This window comes from Streptomyces sp. TBY4 (assembly GCF_024213195.1).
Taxonomy (GTDB): domain Bacteria; phylum Actinomycetota; class Actinomycetes; order Streptomycetales; family Streptomycetaceae; genus Streptomyces.
Genome location: NZ_JANAVF010000014.1, coordinates 120383 through 143382 on the forward strand (window position 1 = coordinate 120383; position 23000 = coordinate 143382).

22 protein-coding genes are annotated in these 23000 nt (G+C 73.3%); 8 read left to right on the top strand and 14 right to left on the bottom strand.

Annotated features, from left to right (window positions below):
* Positions 1-34: 34 nt before the first annotated feature.
* The 7 genes from NLX94_RS28510 to NLX94_RS28540 form a co-directional block, all read right to left on the bottom strand.
* On the bottom strand, positions 35-1327 hold the full coding sequence (locus tag NLX94_RS28510) for a glycosyltransferase (protein ID WP_254385960.1): 1293 nt from the start codon (positions 1325-1327) through the stop codon (positions 35-37).
* On the bottom strand, positions 1324-2103 hold the full coding sequence (locus NLX94_RS28515) for a polysaccharide deacetylase family protein (protein ID WP_254385961.1): 780 nt from the start codon (positions 2101-2103) through the stop codon (positions 1324-1326). Before NLX94_RS28515 ends, NLX94_RS28510 begins: the two co-directional genes overlap by 4 nt.
* Positions 2093-3892, bottom strand: coding sequence for a murein biosynthesis integral membrane protein MurJ (gene murJ, locus NLX94_RS28520; RefSeq protein WP_374684040.1), 1800 nt, complete (start codon positions 3890-3892; stop codon positions 2093-2095). The genes NLX94_RS28515 and murJ overlap by 11 nt, the downstream gene beginning before the upstream one ends.
* A 266-nt stretch (positions 3893-4158) precedes the next feature.
* Positions 4159-5562, bottom strand: coding sequence for an O-antigen ligase (locus NLX94_RS28525; protein ID WP_254385963.1), 1404 nt, complete (start codon positions 5560-5562; stop codon positions 4159-4161).
* Between the two features lie 3 nt (positions 5563-5565).
* On the bottom strand, positions 5566-7086 hold the full coding sequence (locus tag NLX94_RS28530; RefSeq protein ID WP_374684041.1) for an exopolysaccharide biosynthesis polyprenyl glycosylphosphotransferase: 1521 nt from the start codon (positions 7084-7086) through the stop codon (positions 5566-5568).
* Between the two features lie 68 nt (positions 7087-7154).
* The gene (locus NLX94_RS28535; protein ID WP_374684038.1) at positions 7155-8369 is read right to left on the bottom strand and encodes a glycosyltransferase; all 1215 of its coding nucleotides are present in this window, start codon (positions 8367-8369) and stop codon (positions 7155-7157) included.
* A 19-nt stretch (positions 8370-8388) separates the two neighbouring features.
* Positions 8389-9594 carry a DUF3344 domain-containing protein gene (locus NLX94_RS28540; protein WP_254385964.1) on the bottom strand — a complete coding sequence of 402 codons (1206 nt, stop codon included), beginning with the start codon at positions 9592-9594 and terminating at the stop codon, positions 8389-8391.
* A 102-nt stretch (positions 9595-9696) separates the two neighbouring features.
* On the opposite strand from NLX94_RS28540, the gene NLX94_RS28545 reads away from it, so the two are divergent.
* From NLX94_RS28545 to NLX94_RS28565, 5 genes are all read left to right on the top strand, one after another.
* Positions 9697-9951, top strand: coding sequence for a chaplin (locus NLX94_RS28545; protein ID WP_254385965.1), 255 nt, complete (start codon positions 9697-9699; stop codon positions 9949-9951).
* Positions 9952-10068: 117 nt separating this feature from the next.
* Positions 10069-10479: a rodlin gene (locus NLX94_RS28550; protein ID WP_254385966.1), complete on the top strand. Its 411-nt coding sequence runs from the start codon at positions 10069-10071 to the stop codon at positions 10477-10479.
* Positions 10480-10720: 241 nt separating this feature from the next.
* Positions 10721-10954, top strand: coding sequence for a chaplin (locus NLX94_RS28555; RefSeq protein ID WP_254385967.1), 234 nt, complete (start codon positions 10721-10723; stop codon positions 10952-10954).
* Between the two features lie 121 nt (positions 10955-11075).
* Positions 11076-12260: a chaplin gene (locus NLX94_RS28560; protein WP_254385968.1), complete on the top strand. Its 1185-nt coding sequence runs from the start codon at positions 11076-11078 to the stop codon at positions 12258-12260.
* 176 nt (positions 12261-12436) lie between these two features.
* Positions 12437-12781: a hypothetical protein gene (locus NLX94_RS28565; protein WP_254385969.1), complete on the top strand. Its 345-nt coding sequence runs from the start codon at positions 12437-12439 to the stop codon at positions 12779-12781.
* An 86-nt stretch (positions 12782-12867) separates the two neighbouring features.
* Here the strand turns inward: NLX94_RS28565 and NLX94_RS28570 are convergent, their stop codons facing one another.
* Both NLX94_RS28570 and NLX94_RS28575 read right to left on the bottom strand, forming a co-directional pair.
* Positions 12868-13107: a chaplin gene (locus NLX94_RS28570; protein WP_250737633.1), complete on the bottom strand. Its 240-nt coding sequence runs from the start codon at positions 13105-13107 to the stop codon at positions 12868-12870.
* Between the two features lie 156 nt (positions 13108-13263).
* Positions 13264-13806 carry a hypothetical protein gene (locus NLX94_RS28575; protein WP_254385970.1) on the bottom strand — a complete coding sequence of 181 codons (543 nt, stop codon included), beginning with the start codon at positions 13804-13806 and terminating at the stop codon, positions 13264-13266.
* Positions 13807-14089: 283 nt separating this feature from the next.
* Here NLX94_RS28575 and NLX94_RS28580 point away from each other — a divergent pair, with 283 nt between their 5' ends.
* Positions 14090-14500, top strand: coding sequence for a rodlin (locus tag NLX94_RS28580; RefSeq protein ID WP_254385971.1), 411 nt, complete (start codon positions 14090-14092; stop codon positions 14498-14500).
* A gap of 101 nt (positions 14501-14601) precedes the next feature.
* On the opposite strand, the gene NLX94_RS28585 is transcribed toward NLX94_RS28580, so the two are convergent.
* On the bottom strand, positions 14602-15243 hold the full coding sequence (locus NLX94_RS28585) for a vitamin K epoxide reductase family protein (protein WP_254385972.1): 642 nt from the start codon (positions 15241-15243) through the stop codon (positions 14602-14604).
* A gap of 192 nt (positions 15244-15435) precedes the next feature.
* Between NLX94_RS28585 and NLX94_RS28590 the strand changes: the two genes are divergently transcribed.
* Positions 15436-16206 carry a DUF6227 family protein gene (locus tag NLX94_RS28590; protein WP_254385973.1) on the top strand — a complete coding sequence of 257 codons (771 nt, stop codon included), beginning with the start codon at positions 15436-15438 and terminating at the stop codon, positions 16204-16206.
* 12 nt (positions 16207-16218) lie between these two features.
* Here the strand turns inward: NLX94_RS28590 and NLX94_RS28595 are convergent, their stop codons facing one another.
* From NLX94_RS28595 to NLX94_RS28610, 4 genes are all read right to left on the bottom strand, one after another.
* Positions 16219-18273: a fructose-specific PTS transporter subunit EIIC gene (locus NLX94_RS28595; protein WP_254385974.1), complete on the bottom strand. Its 2055-nt coding sequence runs from the start codon at positions 18271-18273 to the stop codon at positions 16219-16221.
* Positions 18270-19223 carry a 1-phosphofructokinase gene (gene pfkB, locus NLX94_RS28600; protein ID WP_254385975.1) on the bottom strand — a complete coding sequence of 318 codons (954 nt, stop codon included), beginning with the start codon at positions 19221-19223 and terminating at the stop codon, positions 18270-18272. Before pfkB ends, NLX94_RS28595 begins: the two co-directional genes overlap by 4 nt.
* A complete protein-coding gene (locus NLX94_RS28605; RefSeq protein WP_254385976.1) occupies positions 19220-19981 on the bottom strand; it encodes a DeoR/GlpR family DNA-binding transcription regulator in 762 nt (253 codons plus the stop codon). Before NLX94_RS28605 ends, pfkB begins: the two co-directional genes overlap by 4 nt.
* A 136-nt stretch (positions 19982-20117) precedes the next feature.
* Positions 20118-21521, bottom strand: coding sequence for an MFS transporter (locus NLX94_RS28610; protein WP_374684042.1), 1404 nt, complete (start codon positions 21519-21521; stop codon positions 20118-20120).
* Positions 21522-21775: 254 nt separating this feature from the next.
* Here NLX94_RS28610 and NLX94_RS28615 point away from each other — a divergent pair, with 254 nt between their 5' ends.
* Positions 21776-22744, top strand: a complete 969-nt coding sequence (locus NLX94_RS28615) for a YafY family protein (protein WP_254385978.1) — start codon at positions 21776-21778, stop codon at positions 22742-22744.
* Positions 22745-23000: the final 256 nt, after the last annotated feature.

A 23000-nucleotide genomic window follows, 5' to 3' on the forward strand; every position in this document is an offset into this window, starting at 1 on the left:
GGACGGATGCTTGCTTCGGGCCCCGGTACGGGCCCTACGGGCCCGGCTCAGCGGGCAAACTCAGCCCCTCCGGCGTTTGAGGAGCAGGGGTCCGGGGACTGGTCCCCGGCAACGGCGCGGCACCCGGACCCGCCCGGTCGGCGCCCCGAGGGCCCCGGCCGGGACCGGGCAGCGCGACCACCCCCCGGGACCCGGCCGGCGAGCCGGCCATCGCGAGGTCGTACACGTGCCGCAGCTGCTCCGCGCTCCGCGCGATGTCGTAGCGCCGCACCACCCCCGGCGGCGGCAGCCGCTGCGCACCGGCCTCCATGTGCCCCCGCAGCGCCGCGACGAGCTCCTCCGTGCCGGTGCCGATCCGCCGCGCCCCCGGCGCCTGCGCCGCGGGCAGGTCGTCGATGGCCGGGCAGGTGACGTGCAGCACGGGCAGCCCCGCCGCCAGCGCCTCGATCACCGCCAGCCCGAAGGCCTCCTCCCGCGACGGGGACACGAACACGTCCATCGCGGCGAGCAGCGCCGGGATCCCCGGGGTCCGCCCGTCCGTGCTGTCGCCCAGCGGATCCCGCTCCCCCAGCAGGTGGATCCGGCTCTGCGCCCCCAGCTCGGCGGCGAGCCGGCGCAGCGCGGCCCGCTCCGGCCCGTCCCCGGCGAGCAGCAGGTGCGCGCCGGGCAGCGCCGCCACCGCCCGCACCAGGACGTCGAACCGCTTCCCCGGCACCAGCCGGCCGACGCCGCCGACCACGAAGGCCCGCTCGGGCAGGCCGGTCCGGGCCCGGGTGGCCCGCCGTACGCCCTCCTCGAAGCGGAACCGCACGGCTTCGATCCCGTTCGGGACCACGTGCACCCGCCCGGCCGGCACCCCCCAGGCCTCCAGGCGGGCCGCGACCGTGTCGGACACGGCCACGGTCGCGGCTCCCAGCCGCTCGCTCGCCAGGTACAGGGCCCGTACCCCGCCCGACAGCGGCCGGCCCTCGATCTCGCCGGCGCCCAGGGAGTGTTCGGTCGCCACGCTCACCCGTACGCCCGCGAGCCGGGCCGCGAGGCGCCCGTACACGCAGGCCCGGTACAGGTGCGTGTGGACCAGGTCGTAGCGGCCCCGCCGGATGAACTTCACCAGCTTCGGCATCGCCCCCAGGTCCCGGTTTCCGCGCATCCCGAGGTGGACGACCCGGACCCCGTCGGCCCGCAGGCCCTCCGCGACCGGCCCGGGGTTGGTCAGCGTCAGGACGTCGCAGCGCATCGGCATGTGCCGCAGCAGCAGCCGCAGTTGCTGCTCGGCGCCGCCGACGCCGAGTCCGGTGATGATGTGCAGCACCTTCCCGGGGTTCACCGGTGCACCGCCCGGCGGCGCAGCTCGCGCACCTGGTGGCGGGCCTGCTTAACGCGCAGCCGGGGGCCGCCGTCGGCCTGGCTGATGTGCGTACGGGGCATCGCGTGGGGTCCGGCGAGGCGGCCGGGGTCGATGGCGCAGGCGTACCCGTAGCCGACGGCCCGGGTCGCGGCGACGACCCGGGCGTCGAGGTGTCCGTAGGGGTAGCAGAATCCGGCGGGCAGGGTCCCGGTCAGCTCCCGGATCAGCTCGCGGCTGCCGCGCAGCTCCTGCTGCAGTACGTCGTCGGGGGCCGCGGTGAGGTCCTGGTGGAGCAGCCCGTGGGAGCCGATCTCCTGTCCGGCGGCGGCGACTTCGCGGATGCCCTCGGCGGTGAGGAGGGGCTTGCGGGGGCCCAGCGGGTCCCAGACGTTGTCCACGCCGAGCCGTCCGGGCAGCACGAAGAGGGTGGCGGTGCAGTCGTGGCGGAGCAGCAGCGGCAGTGCGCGGGTCAGGAAGTCGGTGTAGCCGTCGTCGAAGGTCAGCCCCACCAGCCCGGCACCCCGCCCGGCGGCGCGGGCCCGCAGCAGTTCGCCGACGGAGACCCCGCGCAGCCCCCGGGAGCGCAGCCACAGCAGCTGGGCCTCCAGCGCGTGCGGGGTGACGGTGATGCCGTACGGGTCCTCGGCGGGATCGGTGAACTCGGCGACGGAGTGGTACATCAGGACCCACGGCGCGCCGGTGCGGCGGGCGGGTGCCGCCGCGCCGGGGGGCGCCGTTTCGGTGTCAGCGGACATTGCGGAACCTCTGCGTGAGCTGGGTGAGCCGGTCGGTGAGGTGAGCGGTGAGCTGGGCGAGCTGGCCCGGCAGGGCGGTGACCTCCAGGGCCCGTATGGCCATGCCGGTGGCCCCGAACATGGCCGGGACCAGCAGGCAGCCGAGGGCCGCGCTGACCAGGGGGTCGGGAATCATCGGACCTGCGATCCAGCCGGTGGCGCAGGCGGCGAGGGCCGCGACGGACAGCCGGCCGATGCTGATGGCGACCCGGCGGACCTGGATGGCGATGATCCGCGAGCCGAGACCTGTGAGCAGCAGGACGGCGGTGGTGGTGATGCCGGCGGCGTTGGCGGCGGCGATCCCGTAGACGCCCCACCAGCCGGCGGCGAAGGCTCCGGCGACGATGTTGACGAGGAGTCCGGCGCCCATGGCGAGGGCCGGGAACCAGATGGGCCGGGCGGTGGAGAAGAAGGGCCGCGAGAGCGCCCCGACGAGGCAGTGGCCGAGCAGGCCGAGGCCGTAGACCCGCATGACGGAGGAGGTCGCCTCGGTGTCGGCGGGGGTGAACGCCCCTCGTTCGAAGAGCACTTCGATGATCTGGGGGGCGTAGCCGATGACGAGCGCGGTGCCCATCAGGACGGCGAGCGAGGCGAGGGCGAGGTCCTGCTCGACCCGCCTGCGGGCCTTCTCCCGCTCCCCTCCGGCCATGGCCTGCGCGACCACGGGGAAGGTGACGGTGCAGATCATGAGGGAGAGCACCATCGGCATCTGCGCGACTTTTTGGGCGTAGTTGAGGTGCGAGATGGCGCCGGGCGGCAGCGAGGCGGCGAGGAACCGCTCGACGAGGACCTGGGACTGGCGGAAGACGGCGAAGAAGATGACGGGGGCGATCACCCCGAAGGCGATCAGGGTGGGCCGGTCCCGGTCACGCTGACTGCGCGGCGCGCCCTTGGCGCGGGGCGGCCCGAAGCCCACGTTGCGGATGAAGGCGGGGAGCTGGACCAGGACCATCAGGACTCCGCCGGCGGCGACCCCGGCGGCGGCGGCGCGCACCCCCCACAGGGCGTGCAGGGTGACCATGGTCCCGATGATGCCGACGTTGTACGAGACGTAGATGGCGGCGGGCGGCACGAAGGAGCGGTGCGCCCTGAGGGCGGCGCTGAAGTAGCCGGCGACCCCGAAGGACAGGACGGTCAGGGCGGTCAGCCGGGTGCATTCGACGGCGAGCCCGGGGTCGGGCAGCCCGGGTGCGAGCACGCCCACGACGAGCGGCGCGGCGACGATGAGCACGGAGGCCACGGCGGCGAGGAGCACCAGCAGCCGCGGCAGCGTGGCTCCCACGAGGAGCCGTACGGGGTCCTGGGCGCGGGCCTCCTGCCGGGTGAGCCCGGCCCTGCTGGCGGCCCGGCGGGCCAGGGCGTGGCTGAAGGCGGGCACCATCAGCAGGGCCATGGCGTCCTCGATGAGCAGCGTCGAGGCCATCTCGGGGACGGTCCAGGCGATGAGGAAGGCGTCGCTGTCGTGCCCGGCTCCGAAGAGGTGCGCGATGGTCTGGTCGCGGAACAGCCCGAAGACCGCGCCCGCGGCGGTGAGCCCGGCGGTCACGGCGGCGGCCTTGGCGAGCGCGCCACCACCCGACGAGCGGATCCCGTCGGCGGGGGCCGCCGGTTCGGCGCCTCCGCGCCCGCGCACGGCCGATGCGGGGCCGCCGTCCCGTACGGCCTCCCGCACGGCGGCGCCACCCGGGCTCCGGCCCGTCCCGGTCCGTACGGACCCGGCGGCGGCGGCGCCCAGTACGGCCCCGCGCACGGGCTCGGCGGCGTCCGGCTCCCCGCCCGGCGGCACGGTGCCCACGGACCCGGGCCCGGCGGGCCCCGGCCCCTGCGCGGCGGCGAGCCCGGCGCGGCGCGGCCCGCGCCGCGGCCCGCGGCGGACGGCCGTGGCTTCGGCAGGGCCCGCCGGCGCACCGGCGGAGCCGGGGGCCGGGGGCGGGACGGGCGGGTGCGGCGGACGGCCCGCAGCCGCGGCGACCTCGGTCGCCGCGGCTGCGGGCCGCCGCCAGGGCGTCGTATCGGTCACCGGCCGGCCGCACCCTCAGGGACCGCGGCCCGGGCAGGCGCACCCGGACCGCGCCCGGAGGCGGGTTCGCCCGCGGCGCCCCCGGAGGGGAGCGCCCACCAGGCCGCCAGGCCGATGATCACTCCGGTCAGGACGGTCGACGGGCCCCCGATGTCCGCGTAGAGGAAGTCGGTGAGCTGCCAGACGAGCAGGCCGATCGCGACCAGTCCGCAGTCCCGGACCTTGGAGGGCCCTGCCAGGCACCGCCGCAGGCCCGCCACCAGGAGGGCCAGCCAGCCGCCCGCGAGGACGATCAGCCCGATCAGCCCCTGCTCGCTCAGCACCAGCAGGTACATGTTGTGCGGGGACAGCAGCGGCTGGCGGATGTACCCCTGGCCCGCGCCGGCGGTGTCGCTGCCGGAGGACAGGGCCAGACCGGAGTGCGAGTCCCGGTTGGCCGGGAACCCCTTCAGCCCCACCCCCACCGCGGGCCGCTCGCTCCACATCGACCCGGCCGCGGCCCACATCGTGTAGCGGTCGGTCACCGACTGGTCGGGGGCGTCGGAGACCTGCGTGATCGAGGTGAGCCGTTCCGCGACCATCGCGGAGCCGACGCCGAAGCCGCCCACGAGCACCACCCCGGCGGCGGCCAGCGCGAGGAGCACCTTCAGGGCCCGCCGGATCCCGGCCAGGGCCATCACCAGCCCGGCCGCCGCGAAGGTCGCGATCCAGGCGCCCCGGCTGAAGGAAAGCACCAGCGGGAGCACCAGGACCAGGGCCGCCGCACCCGAGGCCCGCCGGACCCGCGCGGGCAGCCCCGGCGCGAGCGCCCCGGCCGTCGCGACGACCAGGCCGTAGGCCACCACCGTGGCCATGCCCATGACGTCACCGGGTCCGAAGGTGCCCACGGCCCGGATGTCCTCGCCCTGGTACGAGGCCCCGGTGCGGGTGGCGAACTGCACCACGCCCACCGCTCCCTGGACCAGCGCCAGCACCACGAAGCACCCCGCGGCCAGCCGGAACTCCGAGGCGCTGCGCACCAGCAGCACGATCGCCGCCGGGACCAGCACGAACACCTGGAGGTAGCGCACGAAGCCGGGCAGGGCCGCGTACGGGTCCCCCGCGGTCACCGTCGCTACGGCGAGCCCGACGGCCGGCAGGCCGAGGACGAGCACCCCCAGCGGGCTCAGCGTCCGGACCCGGCCCCGCAGGGCCTGGATCCCGCAGACGAACACGAGCAGCAGCGAGGCGGCGTCGGCCGGACCGACCTTCCCCGAGGTGGTGGCGTCACCCGCCGGTACGGGGATCAGCAGGGCCAGTACGGTCGCGGCGAGCGGCAGCAGCGGCCAGTGCCGGCGCAGCAGATCGGCTGGGTCCGGGCAGGACCATGACCTCGGTGACGTCGGTGCGGCAAGGCTCATGCTTTAGCTGCCCCCCAGCCGGAAGCGGAAGAAGGAGGCCGCGGTGCGGGCCAGGATCCACAGGTCCTGCCACAGCGACCAGGTGTCGATGTAGTGGTTGTCGAAGCGGGCCCGGTCCTCGATGGAGGTGTCCCCGCGCAGCCCGTTGATCTGGGCGAGGCCGGTGATGCCGACCGGCATCCGGTGCCGGGCCTCGTAGCCGGGGTGCACACTGCTGAACTTGGCTACGAAGAAGGGCCGTTCGGGGCGCGGACCGACCAGGCTCATGTCACCCCGGACCACGTTCCACAGCTGCGGCAGCTCGTCCAGCGACGACTTGCGCAGGAAGGAGCCGATCGGGCTCATCCGGCAGTCGCCGGCCACCGTCCAGCGGGTGGCGGACTCGTGCGCGTCGGCGCGCAGGGTGCGGAACTTCAGCAGGGTGAAGGGGCGTCCGTACAGGCCGACCCGCTCCTGCCGGAAGATCACCCCGGGCCCGTCGGAGATCCGTACGGCCAGCGCGCAGGCCCCCATCACGGGGGCGGCGGCGAGCAGCGCGATCGCGGCGAGCGAGGAGTCGATGAGCCGCTTCGCGTACCGCTCGACGGGCCGGGCCGGACGCGGCAGCAGCGGCTGGACGGCGTACCCCCAGAGCTGGTCGGCGGGCTCGGCGACGCGCATCCCGGTCATCTTGGCGGTGCCCGCCGGGTCGGCGAGCCAGAGCCGGCACCCGTGGTCGTGGAAGAGCCGGACCAGGGAGGCGGTGCGCTCGTCCGCCTCGGGCGGGCGGGTGAAGACGGCGTGCCGGACGGAGTTCTGGATGACGGCCCGCCGGATGTCCTCGTGCGTGGCGAGTACGGGTACTCCCGCGGCCCCCTCGCCGGCGGGCCCGGTGTCCGCGAGCCCCACGGGGCGCAGTCCGTACTCGGGGCGCCCGTGCAGGGCGGCGGCGACCGCGCTCGCCCCGGCGCCGGGGCCGACGACCAGCGCGGAGGCGGGGCGGCGGGTCCGGTTGCGGCGGCGGAGCTGGTTGACGAGTCCGCGCCCCGCGCAGGCCAGTACGACCTGGGCGCAGACCGCGCCGAGCAGCGCGCTCCAGCCGAGGACATCGCCCGGGGCGGTGGCGGCCAGCACGGCGGCGGCCCCGCACCACAGCGCGGCGGCCCGCCCGGCGAGCGCGGGCAGTTCGCGGAGCGCGGAGGGGGCGAGCCGCGGCCGGTACAGCCCGGCCTGCGCGTGCAGCGCGACCAGGGCCAGCCCGAGGGGAGCGGCCGCCACGAGGGGCAGCTCGGCACCGGGCAGCGCCGCCACGGCCGCCGCGGCGGCGACCGCGTCGGCGGCCAGCAGCGGTGCGACCCCGTCCCGGCGGCGCACCCGGCTCGGCCGGACGGCGGCCCGGGCGCGGTCGGCCCTGGGGCCGCGCGGGGGGTGGATGGCGGTCACGGAACGGCGCACGGCGGCGCCGGAGGCCGTACCGGCGCCGCCGGTGGTGATGCTCGTGCTGCTCGTGCTGGTCGCGCCGGCCCCGCTGGTGATGCCGGTCATTCCGGTGATGCCTCCGCCGGGCCCCGTACCGCCCTGCCCGGTGTGCCGGGCGGGTGCGCTGTCCATCGTCATCGGGTGATGCGCTCCTGGTTCAAGGGCCGGGGCCTGCCCAGCAGTTCGTGATACAGACCGGTGACCGCGTCCGTGGTGCGCCGCACGTCGAATTCCATCCGCGCGTGCCGCTCGGCCTGCTCCCCGAGTACGGCGAGCAGCCGCGGCTCGGCGAGCAGCCCGCCCAGGGCCTTGGCCAGCGCCGTCGGGTCCTCCGGTTCCACCAGGCACAGCCGGCCCTGGCCGGGCGGGAGGCTCTCCCTGGCACCGCTGACGTCGGAGACCAGGACCGGTCGGCCACAGGCCATGGCTTCGAGCGGGGCGAGCGCCATGCCTTCCCACCGCGACGGCAGTACAACGAGATCGGCGGCCCGAAGCCACGGCCGGATGTCGAAGGCGGCCCCCGCGAAGTGGACCGAGGGAGGCGCCCCGCGGCGCAGCCGTTCCATGTCGGGGCCGTCCCCGACGAGCACGAGCCGGGCCCCGGGAACGGCTCCGAGCAGCTCCGGCCAGGCGCGGAGCAGGACGTCCTGGCCCTTCTGCTGGCAGAGTCGGCCGACGCAGACGGCGAGCGGCCCGTCGCCCTGGAAGGCGGCGGGCAGCGGGAGTTCGGCGCGGGCCCGGGCCTTGTCCTGGACCGGGTCCGGGCCGCCGGGGCGGAAGTGGCCGAGGTCGACGCCGTTGCGGATCACCGACCAGTGGGCGGCGATCCCCTCGGACTCGCCGGTGCGGCGTTCGGCCTCGCTGACGCAGAGCACCCGGTCGGCCCAGCGGGCCCCGAACCGCTCCCAGCGCAGCGCGAGCGCGGCGGTGGCCCCGCCCACGGCGTCGAAGGACCAGGCGTGCGGCTGGAACACGGTCGGGACGGCCCCGCGCACGGCGAGCCGCCCGGCCAGCCCGGCCTTGGCGCTGTGGGCGTGCAGGACGTCGGGCCGGACCTGTCGGATCAGGCGGCGCGCGCCGAGCACCTCGGCGGCCAGCCCCGGTCCGGGGGCCCGCCCGGCGCGCCAGGTGAGCACCTCGGCCCCGGCCTCGCGGGCGGCGTCGGCGAGCTGTCCGCCGCGCGGGCAGCCGACGTAGGTCCGCAGGCCGGCGGCGGACTGGGCGCGCACGAGGTCGACGACGACGCGGGCGACCCCGCCCTCGACCGGCTGCACGAGGTGGAGGACGACCGGAGGCCGCGAGGGGGAAGGGGAAGGGGAGGGCGAGGGGGAGGAAGGCTGTGTCGGCACGTGGAGTGGTCTCCTGCGTTCAGCGGCGCGCGTCTGTCTGAACGAAGAGCACACCGAGGAAATGACCCTGCTTTTCGCCCGTGAATCCGAAGGTCAGGCTGCGGGCGCCACCGGACAGGGCGGGACTCAGGTCGAACACGTCCGCGTCATATCCGAGGTTATTCATATGTTCGGGCTGTCGCACGAACGAGTGATCTCCGAATTCCGTGATCGTGGAATTCATAACATCATTAAAAGGATTTTCTTCATCACTGAGGCTGACCCGGCGCCCGCTGTCGGCGGTCACCGTGAGTGAGTCCCCGAGCGTTCCGCGGTCCCCGTCGTACGCGACCACCCCGACCCGCCCCCGCGCCCCAGGCGCCGCGTCCAGACCGGTGAGCTCCACCGTCCCGCCCGCCGCCTCGCCGGCCCCCGCAGCCAGCCCCTCGAAGCCGTCCCAGACCGAGACCCTGCGCACCGGCTCCTGCGGGTGCTCGTAGGCCACCACCAGGGTCCAGCCGCCCCAGGCACCCGCATCCGAGTGCCCCATGGCGATGTTCAGCTGGGCCACCGTCCACATCCCGGCGCCGCCCTTGCGGACCAGCGGGGTCACATCGGCGGAGGCCTGGTAGGCATCCCCGGCCGCGTCGGTGCGGTGCCCGATCACCGTGTCGGCCAGCACCTCCTTGTACGCGCCGCCCGGCTCGGCGACGAGCACCCGGCCGTTGTCCTCCGGCGGCTTCTGCTCGCCCACCCGCAGGTTCCCGCCCCAGTACAGCCGGGCGTACGAGACCTTCGCGCCCGCCGGGACCTTGAGCTCGGCCCGGGTGGAGTTGTAGGTGTCCGGGTCCTTGTCGACCTCGTCGTAGAACATCTCGTAGTCGCCGTTGGTCCCGGCCGCGCCCTTGTTGACCTCGGCGCACGGCTCGGCCTGCTCGGCCTCCACCGCGCGGCAGCCGATGGACGAGTTCGAGGCCCGGACCAGCCCCCCGTGCTGCACCGCCTGGTAACGCTGGGTGAAGGGCACCCGGGGCGCCTCCTTGACCAGCGGACTCCGCGCACCCGGCGGGGCGGCGGGGGCGCCGGCGACGGCACCGGCGGCGGGGACGTTCACCGAAAGTGCGAGGCAGGACAGCAGACCGAGCGTGCCGAGGATTCTGCGGGAGGAACCCATGACCCTGTCTCCATTTTCGATCAAGGGGACAAAACAGGAGTGAACTTTGTCAGAAGTCAGGAGGGAAATCACGCCGGACTCGCGCATACGGCCTTTTGGGCGATAACACGCACCCTGGGGACGGGCGGGTCGTTATGGCTTGCACCATTGTTCGAACAGAAAGGAAAAACCGAGATGAAGAAGAGGCTGGTGCGCGGCACCACCCTGGCGGTCGCGAGCACCGCGCTGCTGATGGGCGGCGCGGGCCTCGCCTCCGCGCACGGCGGCGACGGCGCGACGGCGAACGGCTTCACCGGTGAGTCCCCCGGCGTCCTGAGCGGGAACCTGCTCCAGGTCCCCGTCGACGTCCCGGTGAACGTCTGCGGCAACACGGCGAACCTGATCGCCCTGCTGAACCCCTCGTTCGGCAACACCTGCGTCAACGCCTGACGTCAACCGTGCCGCCCGAAACTTCGGCATCCGAGTGAAGAGACGCAACCCGAAACGCGGTTGGCCCGTTGATCGGGGTGCTTGAGTACCGGGCAATCCTGCAAAAAAGGGACCATCATGATCAAGAAGTTTGCGGCCGGCGCAGCGGTTGCCGCCTCGTTCGTCGGACTGGGCACCGCCATGGCCGCCCCCGCCATGGCGATCGGCAACGACCACGGCATCAACACCGTGAACGGCAACGGCGCCTCGCAGATCTACGGCAACCAGGCCACGTACGGCAACATGAGCCCGCAGATGGCGCTCATCCAGGGCTCGTTCAACAAGCCCTGCATCGCCCTGCCCGCCAAGGCCAACGTCCAGTCCGTCCTGGCCCTGGTCAACGTCGGCGTCCAGGACATCCCGGTCCTGTCCAGCCCGCAGAACCAGCAGTGCACCGAGAACTCCACCCAGGCCAAGGGCGACGAGGCCCTCTCGCACATCCTCAGCAACATCCCGGTCCTGTCCGGCAACGTCTCCAACGGCAGCTGACGGACCGCGCAGGCTGACACAGCACCGCGCCAGTGGGGCCGTCGCACCTTCGGGTCGCGGCGGCCCCGCCGCATGTCGGGAACCGAATAGGGGCGCGGGAAAAATCCGGCCACAATTCAGGCCGCACAGGCATCTGAGTGAATTGGTCCGAGACACACGAAAATCCCCGGTTTCTTTTCCGGGATCCACTCGTTGTTAATTCTGCAGCGGATAGACCTCTGCGGGAAGGAAACGAAAACAAATGACGTACAAGAAGGCAGTGGTGCTGGCCGCCGGCGTTCTCATGGCAGCCGGTGCCGCCTCCCCCGCCATGGCCGACGCGGCAGCGGACGGCGCGGCCGTCGGCTCCCCCGGCGTCCTGTCCGGCAACGTGCTCCAGGTCCCGGTCCACGTCCCGGTGAACGTCTGCGGCAACACCGTCAACGTGATCGCGCTGCTGAACCCGTCGTTCGGCAACACCTGCGTCAACGCCTGACGAAGCGCCTGTGCCCGCAAGGGCAGACCTCCTCGGGGTGGCCTCGGAGTGCACGGCGGTGCACTCCGGGGCCACCTTCGATTCAGCACCGGCCGCAGGGCCGGTAGACAGGGAAGGACCCATGCGACAGGTACTGAGCCGACAGGTACTGGGCAAGGGGGTGCTCACCGCGGCCGCTGCGTCGAGTCTGCTGTCGATCGCGACCGGCGCGGCCTACGCACAACCCGGAGCGATGGCCGAGGCCTCCCACTCACCGGGCGTGCTGGCCGGCAACAGCGTCTCGGTACCGATCACCTTCTCGCCGAACGTGTGCGGCAACACCGCGGACGCCGGAGCGGGCCTCAACCCCTCCATGGGCAACAACTGCGCCACCACCACCGGCTCCGACGCCGGCCACGACTACGAGCGCTACCTCAGCCCCGAGCAGGCGCGGCAGGTCCGGCAGTACGTCGCCCAGGAGGCCCGGCGCGACGAGCACCGGGACCGGCACGACCAGGGCGGCTACGGAGACCGCGGACCGGAGCACCAGGGCGGCTACGGGGACCACGGGCCCGAGCACCAGGGTGGCTACGGGGACTCCCCCGAGGAGGAGTGCGACGACCACCCCGCCCCGGAGAAGCCCGAGCCCCGGCCGCAGCACCAGCCGCCCCCGCAGGCCGAGCAGCCCCCGGCACCGGCCCCGCAGCACGCGCCCCCCGCGCCGCAGCCGCAGCCCGCGCCCGCCCCTGAGGCCGAGCAGCCGGCACCGGCTCCCGCCCCCGCTCCTGCCCCCGCACCGGTGGAGCAGGCGCCCGCGCCGCAGCCCGAGCCCGTACCGGCTCCCGCACCGGCCCCCGAGCCCGTACCGGCACCGGTCGAGGAGGCCCCGCAGCCGCTTCCGGCGCCGGCCCCCGCGCCCGCGCCCGTAGTGGAGGAGGCTCCGCACACGCTCCCCGCTCCGGCGCCCGCGCCCCCCGCGGCGGAGCAGGCTCCGGCGCCCGCGCCCCCGCACGGCAGCCAGGTCGTGGAGCACCCGGCGCCCGTAGTGCCCCCGGCCGACCAGCCGCCGGCGGCCCCCGCCGGTGACCTGCCCGCCCCGCTCCCCCCGGCACCACTGCCCGCCCCGGTACCCGCCCCGGCCCCGGCCCCGGCTCCCGCCCCCGCGCCCGCGCCGGAGGCCGGTCCCGTCGTGACGCCCCCCGTCGCCCCCGCGCGGCAGGAGCTGGCCGCGACCGGTGCCGGACAGCCCGCCGCCGCGGCGGCCCTGGCCTCCGCCCTGATCCTGGGCGGCGCCATTCTGTACCGCAGGTCCCGTAGCGCCGCCTGACGGCAATACCGGTAATCGGAAGAAATATCGGCCGGAGAATCCCTTGTCGGATTCTCCGGCCGTTGCCGTGTTCGGTTCCGCGTTTCCGTGGCGGCGGGGAATCGTTAACCAGGTCGAAAGTGGCGCGACGGTCGCCACTGGTCACCCCTGGGCACCCCTAGAAAAGGATTCTGATAATGAAGCTCTCGAAGGTCGCTGCAGTCGTCGCCGGCTCCGTCGCCGCCCTCGGCGCCACCTCCCCCGCCTTCGCCGCCGAGGCGCAGCCCGTCCCGATGAGCCTGACGAGCGGGCTGACGGCGGTCACCGACTCGGTGAACCCGGTGTCGGCGGCGCTGCCCCAGACCGTGGGCAACGGACTGGCCGAGCAGGGCGAGAGCGTCCAGAAGGTCGTGACCACCGTCCAGGAGGTCAACAAGGTCCGCAACGACGCTCCGGCCGAGGTGATGAACCTGGCCAACGGGGCCACCCAGGCCTCCCCGCTGCTCGGCGGAGTGAAGCTCAACGGCGGCGCCAAGCACTGACGGGCCCGCCCCGTTCTGCCGCCGACACGACTGTGGGCGCCCCCGGCCTCGCCGGTGGCGCCCACAGTCAGGTTTCGCGTCGAACGTCAGTCGTTGACGCAGACGTTGCCGAACGCCGGGTTCAGCGCGCCGATGACGTTCACGGAGTTGCCGCAGACGTTGACCGGAACGTGGACCGGGACCTGTCCCAGGTTGCCCGAGAGGACACCGGGGGAACCCACGGCCGCGCCCTCGGCCTTGGAGTCGGCCATTGCGGAGCCGGCGGCACCGGCCGCAGCGAGACCAGCGGTGGCCAGGACCAGGGCGGCCTTCTTGGCAGTGTTCATGGGAAGTGCACCTTCTCTTCGACGTTCTGCCCCGATTCCGGGGCTCACATCGAGCGAAACGGTCCACCTTCCCCGACGACACGGTTCCGCACGCGATCAGACCTGTTCAGCCCAATAGTCGTAACCGCGTGCGGGACCGCGTACGGATCCGGGTCCCTACGGAAGGAACTCGGCCCACGACGGGATCGACGGCATCGCCGGGACGAGACCCGCGGGTGTCCCGGGTACCGCCGGCACCGCAGCCGCGGGCGGGGCCGCGGGGTTGGAGACCGGGAGCGCCGGGACGCCGGGGACCTCCGGGATCGGGACGTCCGGGACCGGGACGTCGGGGATCTCCGGCAGCGCCGGGACCGGCAGTTCGGGAATCCCGGGGATGGCGGGCAGCGCCGGGATCGCGGGGATCTGCGGCAGGGACGGGAGCGTGGGCAGTTTGATCTCGGGGATCTGGATCCCCGAGAGCAGGGTGCCCAGGCTCTTGGTCAGGTCCGCCAGGATCTTGGAGACCGCGGCGAGGGCGTCCTCGACGGGACCCGCCGCCGCCACCCTCTCGTTGATCTCCTCCTGGGCGGCCGCCACCCTGTTCGCGGCGGCACCGGCACCCTCCGCGGCGCCCGCGGGGGCTGCCGCACCGGTGAGTATGACGACCGCCAGGGCCGAGGGGACGAGGATGCGGATGCGGGAGGCCTTGGTGCGGTGCATGGGTGTTCCTTCTGGTGGTCGTCGCTCAGAAGCGGACCCGAGCGATCCGCTTCCTTACCCACCGTGCGAACGCGTTCTACGGAGCGCAACACGAGCGCGGGGCCCCGTACCCCGCTGCGGGGTGCGTACGGGCTTCGCGCACGCGTCCGGGGGCGGCTCACCCCACCCGGGGAAAACCTGCCCCTCCACAGGCCGTTTGAGTGAAGCAGCGGAACCAACCCTCTGACTGGGCAGTTGATCAGGGCGCTCCACTAGCGGGCACTCGTGCGACAAAAGGATCAAGATGCTCAAGAAGATCATGACTGCTGCCGCGGTCACCGCCGCCGCCGTCGGCGCGGGCGCTGCTGCTGCCGCCCCCGCCATGGCGATCGGCAACGACAACGGGATCAACACCGTCAACGGGAACGGTGCCGTGCAGGCCTACGGCAACCAGAAGACCCACGGTGACATGAGCCCGCAGCTCGGCGTCGTCCAGGGCACCCTGAACAAGCCCTGCATCGGCCTGCCGGCCAAGGTCAACGCCCAGTCCCTGGTGGCGCTGCTCAACATCGGTGTCCAGGACATCAACGTCCTGTCCAACCCGCAGAACCAGCAGTGCACCGAGAACTCCACCCAGGCCAAGGGCGACGAGCCGCTCTCGCACATCCTCAGCAACATCCCGGTCCTCTCGGGCAACGCCTCCGCCGGCAGCTGATCTCCGCTCCCGGCCCGCGGTCCGCGCAGTGCTGAAGTGACGAGGGCCCCGGCAGCGTCCAGCTGCCGGGGCCCTCGCATGCCGTCTGCCGGTCCGCGGGATCAGCCGGTCCAGAACTCCCACCACCGGGTCAGGATCAGCATCCCGATCACGCCGGTGTGCAGAACGGGCGGGGCCCAGCCGAAGTCGGCGAAGAAGGACCGCACCGGGGCGGGCGCGGGGAGGATGCCCGTGCGGACGGTGTGCGCGGTGACCGCCCAGAACATCACCAGGGTGGACACCCAGGTCAGGCAGCACCACAGGCAGAGCGCGTTGATCTCGTAGAGCGACTGGACCATGAGCCAGGAGCAGAATCCGACGCCGAAGAGCATTCCGGCGTTCAGTCCGAGCCAGAACCAGCCGCGGTGGCGGGCCCCGGCCAGCAGGCCGGCGCCGACGCACACGACCGCCCCGTAGGCGACCAGCCCCAGCATCGGGTTGGGGAAGCCGAAGGCCGCCGCCTGCTCGCTCTTCATCACGCTGCCGCAGGAGACCACCGGGTTGAGGCTGCAGGCGGGCTTGAAGTCCGGGTTCTCCAGCAGCAGGAACTTGTCCAGGGTGATGACCCAGGCGGCCAGCACTCCGGCGGCCCCGGTGATCAGGAGCAGCCAGGCCAGCGCGCGGGGGGCTGCGATCGGTTCCGCATCCTTGGGGGTGTGGGGCCTGCCCTGCTGGCGGGGGACGCCCACGGTATTTGTTGCCATACGGTCATGCTCCCGCCCTTGTGCCCGTTATCCGGCCCAACCATGCTCATCGGCATGGAGGTTGACCTGAAGGGGTGGCTGGAACCCCTGGCGCTTCCCGGACGTTTTACCGAACCCCGGACGTGATGTCAGACCCAGGGGCTACGTTGAGCTTCCGCGAAGTGACGAGCTGCGACGGCCTGGAGACCCACCTTGAGCGATCCGCACGAGACAACCGAGGCGCACCTCGAGCGACTCCTGGGCCGCGCCCTCAACTCCTTCGACCTGCCTGACGAATTGGTCGAGCAACTGGGCACCGCGCTCGCCCACAGGTCCACCCTGCACACCACCCGCCGCAGTGCCGCGGCGGGACCGTGGCGGGAGATACACCGGCACGCCTACCTGCTGTCCGACGGCGACTCCGTGGTCCTGTGGGAGCTGGCCCACCGTCAGGATGCCGACCTCTCGATACGGTACGAGGTCTTCGCGAGCAAGGCGGAGACCTGCCTCGCGGCGGCCCGGCTCTTCGGCGAGGTCCCCTCGCAGGTGGCGCGGGAGCTCGTGGAGGTGACGGTCGAGGAGGAGCCGGAGAGCGACATCGCCGTGCTGAGCGCGCTGTTCACCAACCCGACCCCCGCCCAGCGGCACCGCGAGTACGCGGTGGAGGAGTCCGCGGACCACGCCCGGCGGGTGCTGCGCCGCGCGGAGAACCCGGACCGGCCGGGCGACCGGGTGGCCCTGCTGCTGCGGTCGGCCTACGCGCACCAGATCACGCAGGTCTTCGGCACCCGGCAGTGCCTCGCGGACGGGCGGGACGCCGGCTTCAGCCTCTACGAGCACTCCTTCGTCCTCCTGGACGGGACGGAGTTCAGCCTGTGGGAGGTCGAGCACACGGTGACCCCGGACGGGCGGCACATGTGCGAGGTCTACGAGACCGAAACGGCCGCGCGCGGAGCCATGGAGCTCCGCGCGCGGGTGCGGTGACGGGGGCGGCCGTCAGGCTGCGATGGTGACCTTCGCCGGTTCCGGGGCGGGAGCCGGCAGGGGCGCCGCTGCGGCGGCCCCGGCCTGCTTGCGCATCCCCTTCAGGAGGATGACCAGGCCGGCGGTGGTGGCCGTACCGGCGGCGATCGCGATCAGGTAGAGCAGCGGGTTGCCGATCAGCGGGATCACGAAGATGCCGCCGTGCGGGGCCCGCAGGGTGCACTCGAAGGCCATCGAGAGCGCTCCGGTGACGGCTCCGCCCATCATGGAGGCCGGGATCACGCGCAGCGGGTCGGCCGCGGCGAACGGGATGGCGCCCTCGCTGATGAAGGAGGCGCCGAGGAACCAGGCGGCCTTGCCGTTCTCCCGCTCGGACTGGGAGAAGAGCCGGCCGCGGACCGTGGTGGCCAGGGCCATCGCCAGCGGCGGCACCATGCCGGCGGCCATCACGGCCGCCATGACCTTGAGGCTGCCCTCGTTGGGGGTGGCGAGGCCGCCGATGGCGAAGGCGTAGGCCACCTTGTTGAGCGGGCCGCCGAGGTCGAAGCACATCATCAGGCCGAGGATGACGCCGAGGATGATCGCGTTGGCGCCGGAGAGGCCCGACAGCCAGTCGGTGAGGGCCCGCTGGAGCGAGGCGACGGGCTTGCCGACGACCAGGAACATCAGGAACGCGGTGACGGCGGAGCCGATGAGCGGCAGGACCACCACCGGCATGATCCCGCGCAGGGCGGTGGGGATCCTCAGCCGCTGGACGGCGAGGACGGTGCCGCCCGCGATGAGGCCGGCGATCAGGCCGCCGAGGAAGCCGGCGTCGATGGTCAGGGCCACGGCGCCGCCGACGAAGCCGGGGACGAGACCGGGCCGGTCGGCCATGCCGTAGGCGATGTAGCCGGCGAGTACGGGGACCAGGAAGCCGAAGGCGAGGCCGCCGGTCTGGAAGAGCAGCGCGGCCCAGCTGGCGGCCTCGGTCCAGACGAAGTGCTCGGCCACGGAGGGGGCGTTGTTGATCTCGTACCCGCCGATGGCGAAGGCGAGGGCGATGAGGAGGCCGCCGGCGGCGACGAAGGGGACCATGTAGCTGACGCCGGACATCAGCCAGGTGCGGAGCTTCGCGCCGTAGCCGTCCTGGGGGTCGCCGGCCTCTTCGACCGGGGTCGGGGTGGTGGGGGCGGTCTCGCCGCGTTCCGCCTTGGCGCGGGCCTCCTGGAGGAGTTCGGCCGGGCGGTTGATGCCGGCCTTGACGCCGACGTCGACGGTGGGCTTGCCGGCGAAGCGGGCCCTTTCCCTGACCGGGACGTCGTGGGCGAAGACTGCCGCGTCGGCGGCGGCGATGGTCTCCGGGGTGAGCTTGGTGAAGCCGGCCGAGCCCTGGGTTTCGACCGTGAGCTCGATGCCCGCCGCTTGCGCGGCCTGGGTGAGGGCCTCGGCGGCCATGTAGGTGTGCGCGATCCCGGTGGGACAGGACGTGACGGCCACGATGCGGAACGGCTGCCCTGCGGGGCTCTCCCCCACCCCGCCCCTTCCCGAAACCGGGGCTCCGCCCCCGGACCCCCGCTCCTCAAACGCCGGAGGGGCTGGATTGGGCGCCGGAGGGGCTGGGTTGGTGGCCGGAGGGGCTGGATTCGGCTCGCCCGCCACGAGGGCCGCGGCTTCCTCCGGGGTGGCCGCCGCGCGGAGGGCTGCGACGAAGTCCGGGCGCATCAGGCGGCGGGCCAGGGTGGAGAGGATGGAGAGGTGGGCGTCGTCGGCACCTGCCGGGGCGGCTATCAGGAAGATCAGGTCCGCCGGGCCGTCCGGGGCGCCGAAGTCGATGCCGGAGGGGGAGCGGCCGAAGGCCAGGGTGGGGGTCGTGACGTGGGCGGACCGGCAGTGGGGGATGCCTATGCCGCCCTCCAGGCCGGTCGGCATCTGGGCCTCGCGCGCCGCCACGTCGGCCAGGAAGCCGTCCAGGTCGGTGACCCGGCCCAGCGCCACCATCCGTTCGGCGAGGGCACGTGCCGCCCCCTCCTTGGACTCGGCGGACAGGTCGAGGTCGACCAGTTCGAAGGTGATCATCTCGCTCATCGCTCGTCGCTCATTTCGGACAGAGGGAGGTCCAGGGGCAGGTCCTGGGTGATGTGGACCGCGTCGGGGCGCAGGTCGGATGGGGCCGGCATGGCGCTGCCGGGGAGCTGGACCGCGGCCGCGCCGTGGGCCAGGGCGGAGGCCAGGGCCGCAGGGCCCGTACCGCCCGCGATCAGGAAGCCGGCGAGGGACGCGTCGCCCGCGCCGACGTTGCTGCGGACCGAGGAGACGGCCGCCGTGCCGTAGTAGGCGCCCTCCTCGGAGACCAGGAGCTGGCCGTCCGCGCCGAGGGAGGCCAGGACCGCGGCGGCGCCGCGTGCGCGCAGTTCCTCCGCGGCCTTGAGCACGTCGCCGAGGGTGGCCAGGGGCCGCCCCACCGCGGCCGCGAGCTCCGAGGCGTTCGGCTTGATCACGTCCGGGCGGGCCGGCAGCGCCGCGAGCAGCGCCGGGCCGGAGGTGTCCAGGGCGATGCGGGCGCCCGCGGCGTGGGCCCGGGTCACGATCTCGGCGTACCACTCGGGGCCGAGGCCGCGCGGGAGGCTGCCGCAGCAGGCGATCCAGGCGGCGCCGCCCGAGCAGGTCCGGACGGTTTCCAGGAGGAGCGCGGATTCCTCGGCGGTCAGCGCCGGGCCGGCCGCGTTGATCTTGGTGAGGGTGCCGTCCGGTTCGGCGAGGGAGATGTTGGAGCGGGTCTGCCCGGTGATGGAGACCGCCGTGACGTCCACGCCCTGGGCGCCGAGGAGTTCGGCGATCATCGTGCCCGGCGCACCGCCGAGCGGCATGACCGCCGTCGTACGGACGCCCGCGGCGGCCACCGCGCGGGAGACGTTGACCCCCTTGCCCCCGGGGTCGACCCGGTCGCCGCTCGCGCGGAGCACCTCGCCGCGGTCCAGCGCGGGGACTTCGTAGGTCCGGTCGAGGGAGGGGTTCGGGGTGACGGTGAGGATCATACGAGCACAACTTCCGTACCGGCGGCCTCGATCGCCGCCTTGTGGGCGGGGCTGAGCCCCTGGTCCGTGATGAGGAGGTCGACGTCGGCGAAGGTGCCGAAGCACGCGAAGTGCTCCTGGCCCGCCTTCGCGGAGTCGGCGAGGAGGACGACGCGGCGGGCGGCCGCCATCGCTGCCCGCTTGACGGCGGCCTCGGCGAGATCGGGGGTGGTCAGGCCGCCCTCGGCGGTGAAGCCGTTCGTCGCGAGGAAGAGGACGTCCGCGCGGATCTCGGCGTAGGCGCGCAGCGCCCAGGCGTCGACCGCGGCGCGGGTACGGTGGCGGACCCGGCCTCCGACGAGGTGGAGGTCGATGCCGGTGTGGTCGGCGAGCCGGGCGGCGACGGGCAGCGCGTGGGTGACCACGGTGAGCGCGGTGTCGACGGGGATGGCTGCGGCGAGGCGGGCCACCGTGCTTCCCGCGTCGAGGATGACGCTGCCGGTCTCGGGGAGTTCGGCGAGGGCGGCGGCCGCGATGCGGTCCTTCTCGTCGGCGGCGGTGGCCTCGCGCTCGGTGAGGTCCGGCTCGAAGTCGAGGCGGCCGGCCGGTATGGCACCGCCGTGCACCCGGCGCACGAGCCCGGCCCGGTCCAGGGCCTTGAGGTCGCGGCGCACGGTCTCCGCCGTGACCTGGAACTGCTCGGCCAGGGAGAGGACGTCCACCCGGCCCGCCTCGCGGGCGAGGCGGAGGATCTCCTGCTGGCGCTCCGGTGCGTACATGTGGTTTCAGATCCGTTCGATGCCCGACTCTGTGGATTCCTTCGTAGAGTACGCCCGTTTGCGTCTGAAAACAAAACAAACGGGCATGTCCGCCAACAGAAGCGGACATGCCCGTAAGTGGGGTGAGGCGTCGGTGCTAGCCGGCGTACTCCGTGCCGCCCTCGCGCTCGGCCATGGGGACGGCCTTGCGCGGCAGCATGAACATCACGGAGAAGATCACGACCAGGACGGCCACGACCCACCACATGGCGTTGTGGAACGCGTCCACGTAGGGCGGGCCGAAGACCCGGTCGTCCTCGATGAACCCGAAGTAGACGACGGAGGTCAGGCCGAGGCCCAGCGCGTTGCCCATCTGGCCGGTGGTGTTGATCAGCCCGGACGCCGAGCCGGCGTGCTCGCGCGGCACCTCCGAGAGCACGGTGTCGGTCAGCGGGGCGATGATCAGGCCCATGCCGGCGCCCATGACGATCAGCGGGGCGGCCATCTGCCAGGAGGTGATGGCCATGCCGTAGCGGTCCGACTCCCAGATGTAGAGGAGCACGCCCGCGGCCATGACCAGCGCGCCGGCCTGGAGCACCTTGCGGCCGAAGCGCGGGACGAGCTTCTGTACGGACATGCCCGCGGCGGCCGAGACGGCGATCGAGAACGGGATGCCGGTGGAACCGGCCTTCAGGGCGCCCCAGCCGAGGCCCATCTGCATGTAGAGCGTCCAGACCAGGAAGAAGATGCCGGTCGCGATGCCGAAGGTCAGCTGGACGGCGATGCCGCCCGCGAAGCTCTTGACCTTGAAGAGGGAGAGCTCGACGAGCGGGGAGCCGTCCTTCTGGATCTTGTACTTCTCGTAGGCGATGAAGACGCCGAAGACCGCCGGCGAGGCGATCATGCAGACGAAGCCCCACACCGGCCAGTCGTTCTCACGGCCGTGGGTCAGCGGGAAGATCAGCATGACCAGGGCCAGGGTGGCGAGCACCACGCCCACCAGGTCCAGGCGGAGCGCCTTGGGGGCCTTGGACTCGGAGATGAACTTGCGGCCCAGGATCACGCCGGCGATGCCGACGGGCAGGTTGATCAGGAAGATCGGACGCCATTCGAGACCGGCGATGTTCCACTCGGTGAGCAGGGCGCCGAGCATCGGGCCGGAGACGGCACCGAGGCCGATGATCGCGCCGAACAGGCCGAAGACCTTGCCGCGCTCGTGCGGCGGGAAGGTGACGTGGATGATCGCGAGCACCTGCGGGACCATCATCGCCGCCATGCCGCCCTGGAGGATGCGGGCGGCGACGAGCACGTCGGGGCTGGGGGCCAGACCGCAGAGCAGCGAGGCCGCGGTGAAGCCCGAGATGCCGATGAGGAAGAGGCGCTTGCGGCCGTAGATGTCACCGAGACGGCCGCCCGTGATCAGGCCTGCGGCGAAGGCGAGTGCGTAACCCGCGGTGATCCACTGGATGGCGCTGGTGGAGGCGCCGAGGTCCTCGCGCATCCGGGGTATCGCGATGTTGACGATCGTGACGTCGACCAGGTCCATGAAGGCGGCGGTCATCACGATGGCGAGCGCGATCCAGCGGCGGCGGTCGGCGGGGGCCTCGGGCTCGCCTCCCTCGCCGGGAATGACGCTCTCGCCGGCGTCGCCGGCCTTGGTGATCGGGGTGGTCTCTGCGGGAGGGTCGGTCCGCTCTTCTTGTACGGGCCCGTTCTTTCCTTCGGGCGATGACTGGGTCGTCTCGGTGCTCATGAAGAGAAACCTAGACGGCATGTAGGTCAGTTGGTGTCCTATTTGGCTGGCACCTTTGAAGCATGACCGATACCCCGGCCCGCCTCCTCTCCCTCCTCTCCCTGCTCCAGACCCCGCGCGAGTGGCCCGGCAGCGAGCTCGCCGAGCGGCTGCGGGTGAGCGCCCGTACGATCCGGCGCGACATCGACCGGCTGCGGGAGCTGGGGTATCCGGTGGAGGCCACGCTCGGCGCGGAGGGCGGCTACCGGCTGGTGGCGGGGGCGGCGATGCCCCCGCTCGTCCTGGACGACGAGGAGGCCGTCGCGATCGCGGTGGGACTGCGGGCGGGGGCCGGGCATGCGATCGAGGGCGTGGAGGAGGCCTCCGTACGGGCCCTCGCGAAGCTGGAACAGGTCCTGCCGGGGCGGCTGCGGCGGCGGGTGGGCGCGCTGCAGTCCGCGACGGTCGCGGTGGCCCGGGGGGACGGGGCGAGCGTGGATCCGCGGACTCTGACCGCGATCGCCTCGGCGGTGGCGGGGCCGGAGCGGCTGCGGTTCGCCTACCGGGCGCGGGACGGGGTGGCCTCGCGGCGGCTGGTGGAGCCGTACCGGCTGGTCAGCACCGGGAGCCGGTGGTACCTCGTGGCCTACGACATGGAGCGCGAGGACTGGCGGACCTTCCGGGTCGACCGGGTGAGCGAGCCGTTCGCGACGGGGGTGCGGTTCGCGAAGCGGGAGCTGCCGATGGATGCGGAGGAGTTCGTGCGGAGGGGGTTGCGGGGCGGGGGGACCTACCTGGTGGATGTCACCTTCGCGGGGGCGGGTGGTGGGGATGTGCTACCGGGGTGGCTGCGGGAGCGGGTGGTGGCGGAGCCGGGTTCCGGGGTGGCGGAGTCGGGCGCGGTGCGGGTGCGGTTCGAGTCTGCCGACTCGCCGGATTGGCTGGTGGCGCGGTTGGGGCTGGTGGGGGTGCCGTTCACCGTGCACGGGCCGGAGGCGCTGGTGGAGGCGGCGCGGGTGCTGGGGGCGCGGCTGATGGCGGCCCAGCCGTAGCCGGGGCCCTGCGGGGCTGTCCCCTACCCGCCCTTCCACCGTTCCCCGGGCTCCGCCCGGACCCGGTCCTCAAGCGCCGGACGGGCTGAAAGGGCCCCGGGTGCTGCCCGGACCCGGTCCTCAAACGCCGGACGGGCTGAAGGATCCTGGGGCTCCGCCCCAGACCCCGGTCCTCAAACGCCGGACGGCTGAAAAGACAAACCCCGGACGGCTGCAAAGCCTCGGGCCTCGGACCAAAACGGCCCTCGGGGTGCAA

Coding starts and splice junctions, on each gene's coding strand:
- NLX94_RS28515 (WP_254385961.1), bottom strand. CDS start 2,103: ATGTCCGCTGACACCGAAACGGCGCCCCCCGGCGCGGCGGCACCCGCC.
- NLX94_RS28525 (WP_254385963.1), bottom strand. CDS start 5,562: ATGAGCCTTGCCGCACCGACGTCACCGAGGTCATGGTCCTGCCCGGAC.
- NLX94_RS28530 (WP_374684041.1), bottom strand. CDS start 7,086: ATGACCGGCATCACCAGCGGGGCCGGCGCGACCAGCACGAGCAGCACG.
- NLX94_RS28545 (WP_254385965.1), top strand. CDS start 9,697: ATGAAGAAGAGGCTGGTGCGCGGCACCACCCTGGCGGTCGCGAGCACC.
- NLX94_RS28550 (WP_254385966.1), top strand. CDS start 10,069: ATGATCAAGAAGTTTGCGGCCGGCGCAGCGGTTGCCGCCTCGTTCGTC.
- NLX94_RS28555 (WP_254385967.1), top strand. CDS start 10,721: ATGACGTACAAGAAGGCAGTGGTGCTGGCCGCCGGCGTTCTCATGGCA.
- NLX94_RS28560 (WP_254385968.1), top strand. CDS start 11,076: ATGCGACAGGTACTGAGCCGACAGGTACTGGGCAAGGGGGTGCTCACC.
- NLX94_RS28565 (WP_254385969.1), top strand. CDS start 12,437: ATGAAGCTCTCGAAGGTCGCTGCAGTCGTCGCCGGCTCCGTCGCCGCC.
- NLX94_RS28570 (WP_250737633.1), bottom strand. CDS start 13,107: ATGAACACTGCCAAGAAGGCCGCCCTGGTCCTGGCCACCGCTGGTCTC.
- NLX94_RS28575 (WP_254385970.1), bottom strand. CDS start 13,806: ATGCACCGCACCAAGGCCTCCCGCATCCGCATCCTCGTCCCCTCGGCC.
- NLX94_RS28580 (WP_254385971.1), top strand. CDS start 14,090: ATGCTCAAGAAGATCATGACTGCTGCCGCGGTCACCGCCGCCGCCGTC.
- NLX94_RS28585 (WP_254385972.1), bottom strand. CDS start 15,243: ATGGCAACAAATACCGTGGGCGTCCCCCGCCAGCAGGGCAGGCCCCAC.
- NLX94_RS28595 (WP_254385974.1), bottom strand. CDS start 18,273: ATGAGCGAGATGATCACCTTCGAACTGGTCGACCTCGACCTGTCCGCC.
- pfkB (WP_254385975.1), bottom strand. CDS start 19,223: ATGATCCTCACCGTCACCCCGAACCCCTCCCTCGACCGGACCTACGAA.
- NLX94_RS28605 (WP_254385976.1), bottom strand. CDS start 19,981: ATGTACGCACCGGAGCGCCAGCAGGAGATCCTCCGCCTCGCCCGCGAG.
- NLX94_RS28610 (WP_374684042.1), bottom strand. CDS start 21,521: ATGACCGCCGCCTTCATGGACCTGGTCGACGTCACGATCGTCAACATC.
- NLX94_RS28615 (WP_254385978.1), top strand. CDS start 21,776: ATGACCGATACCCCGGCCCGCCTCCTCTCCCTCCTCTCCCTGCTCCAG.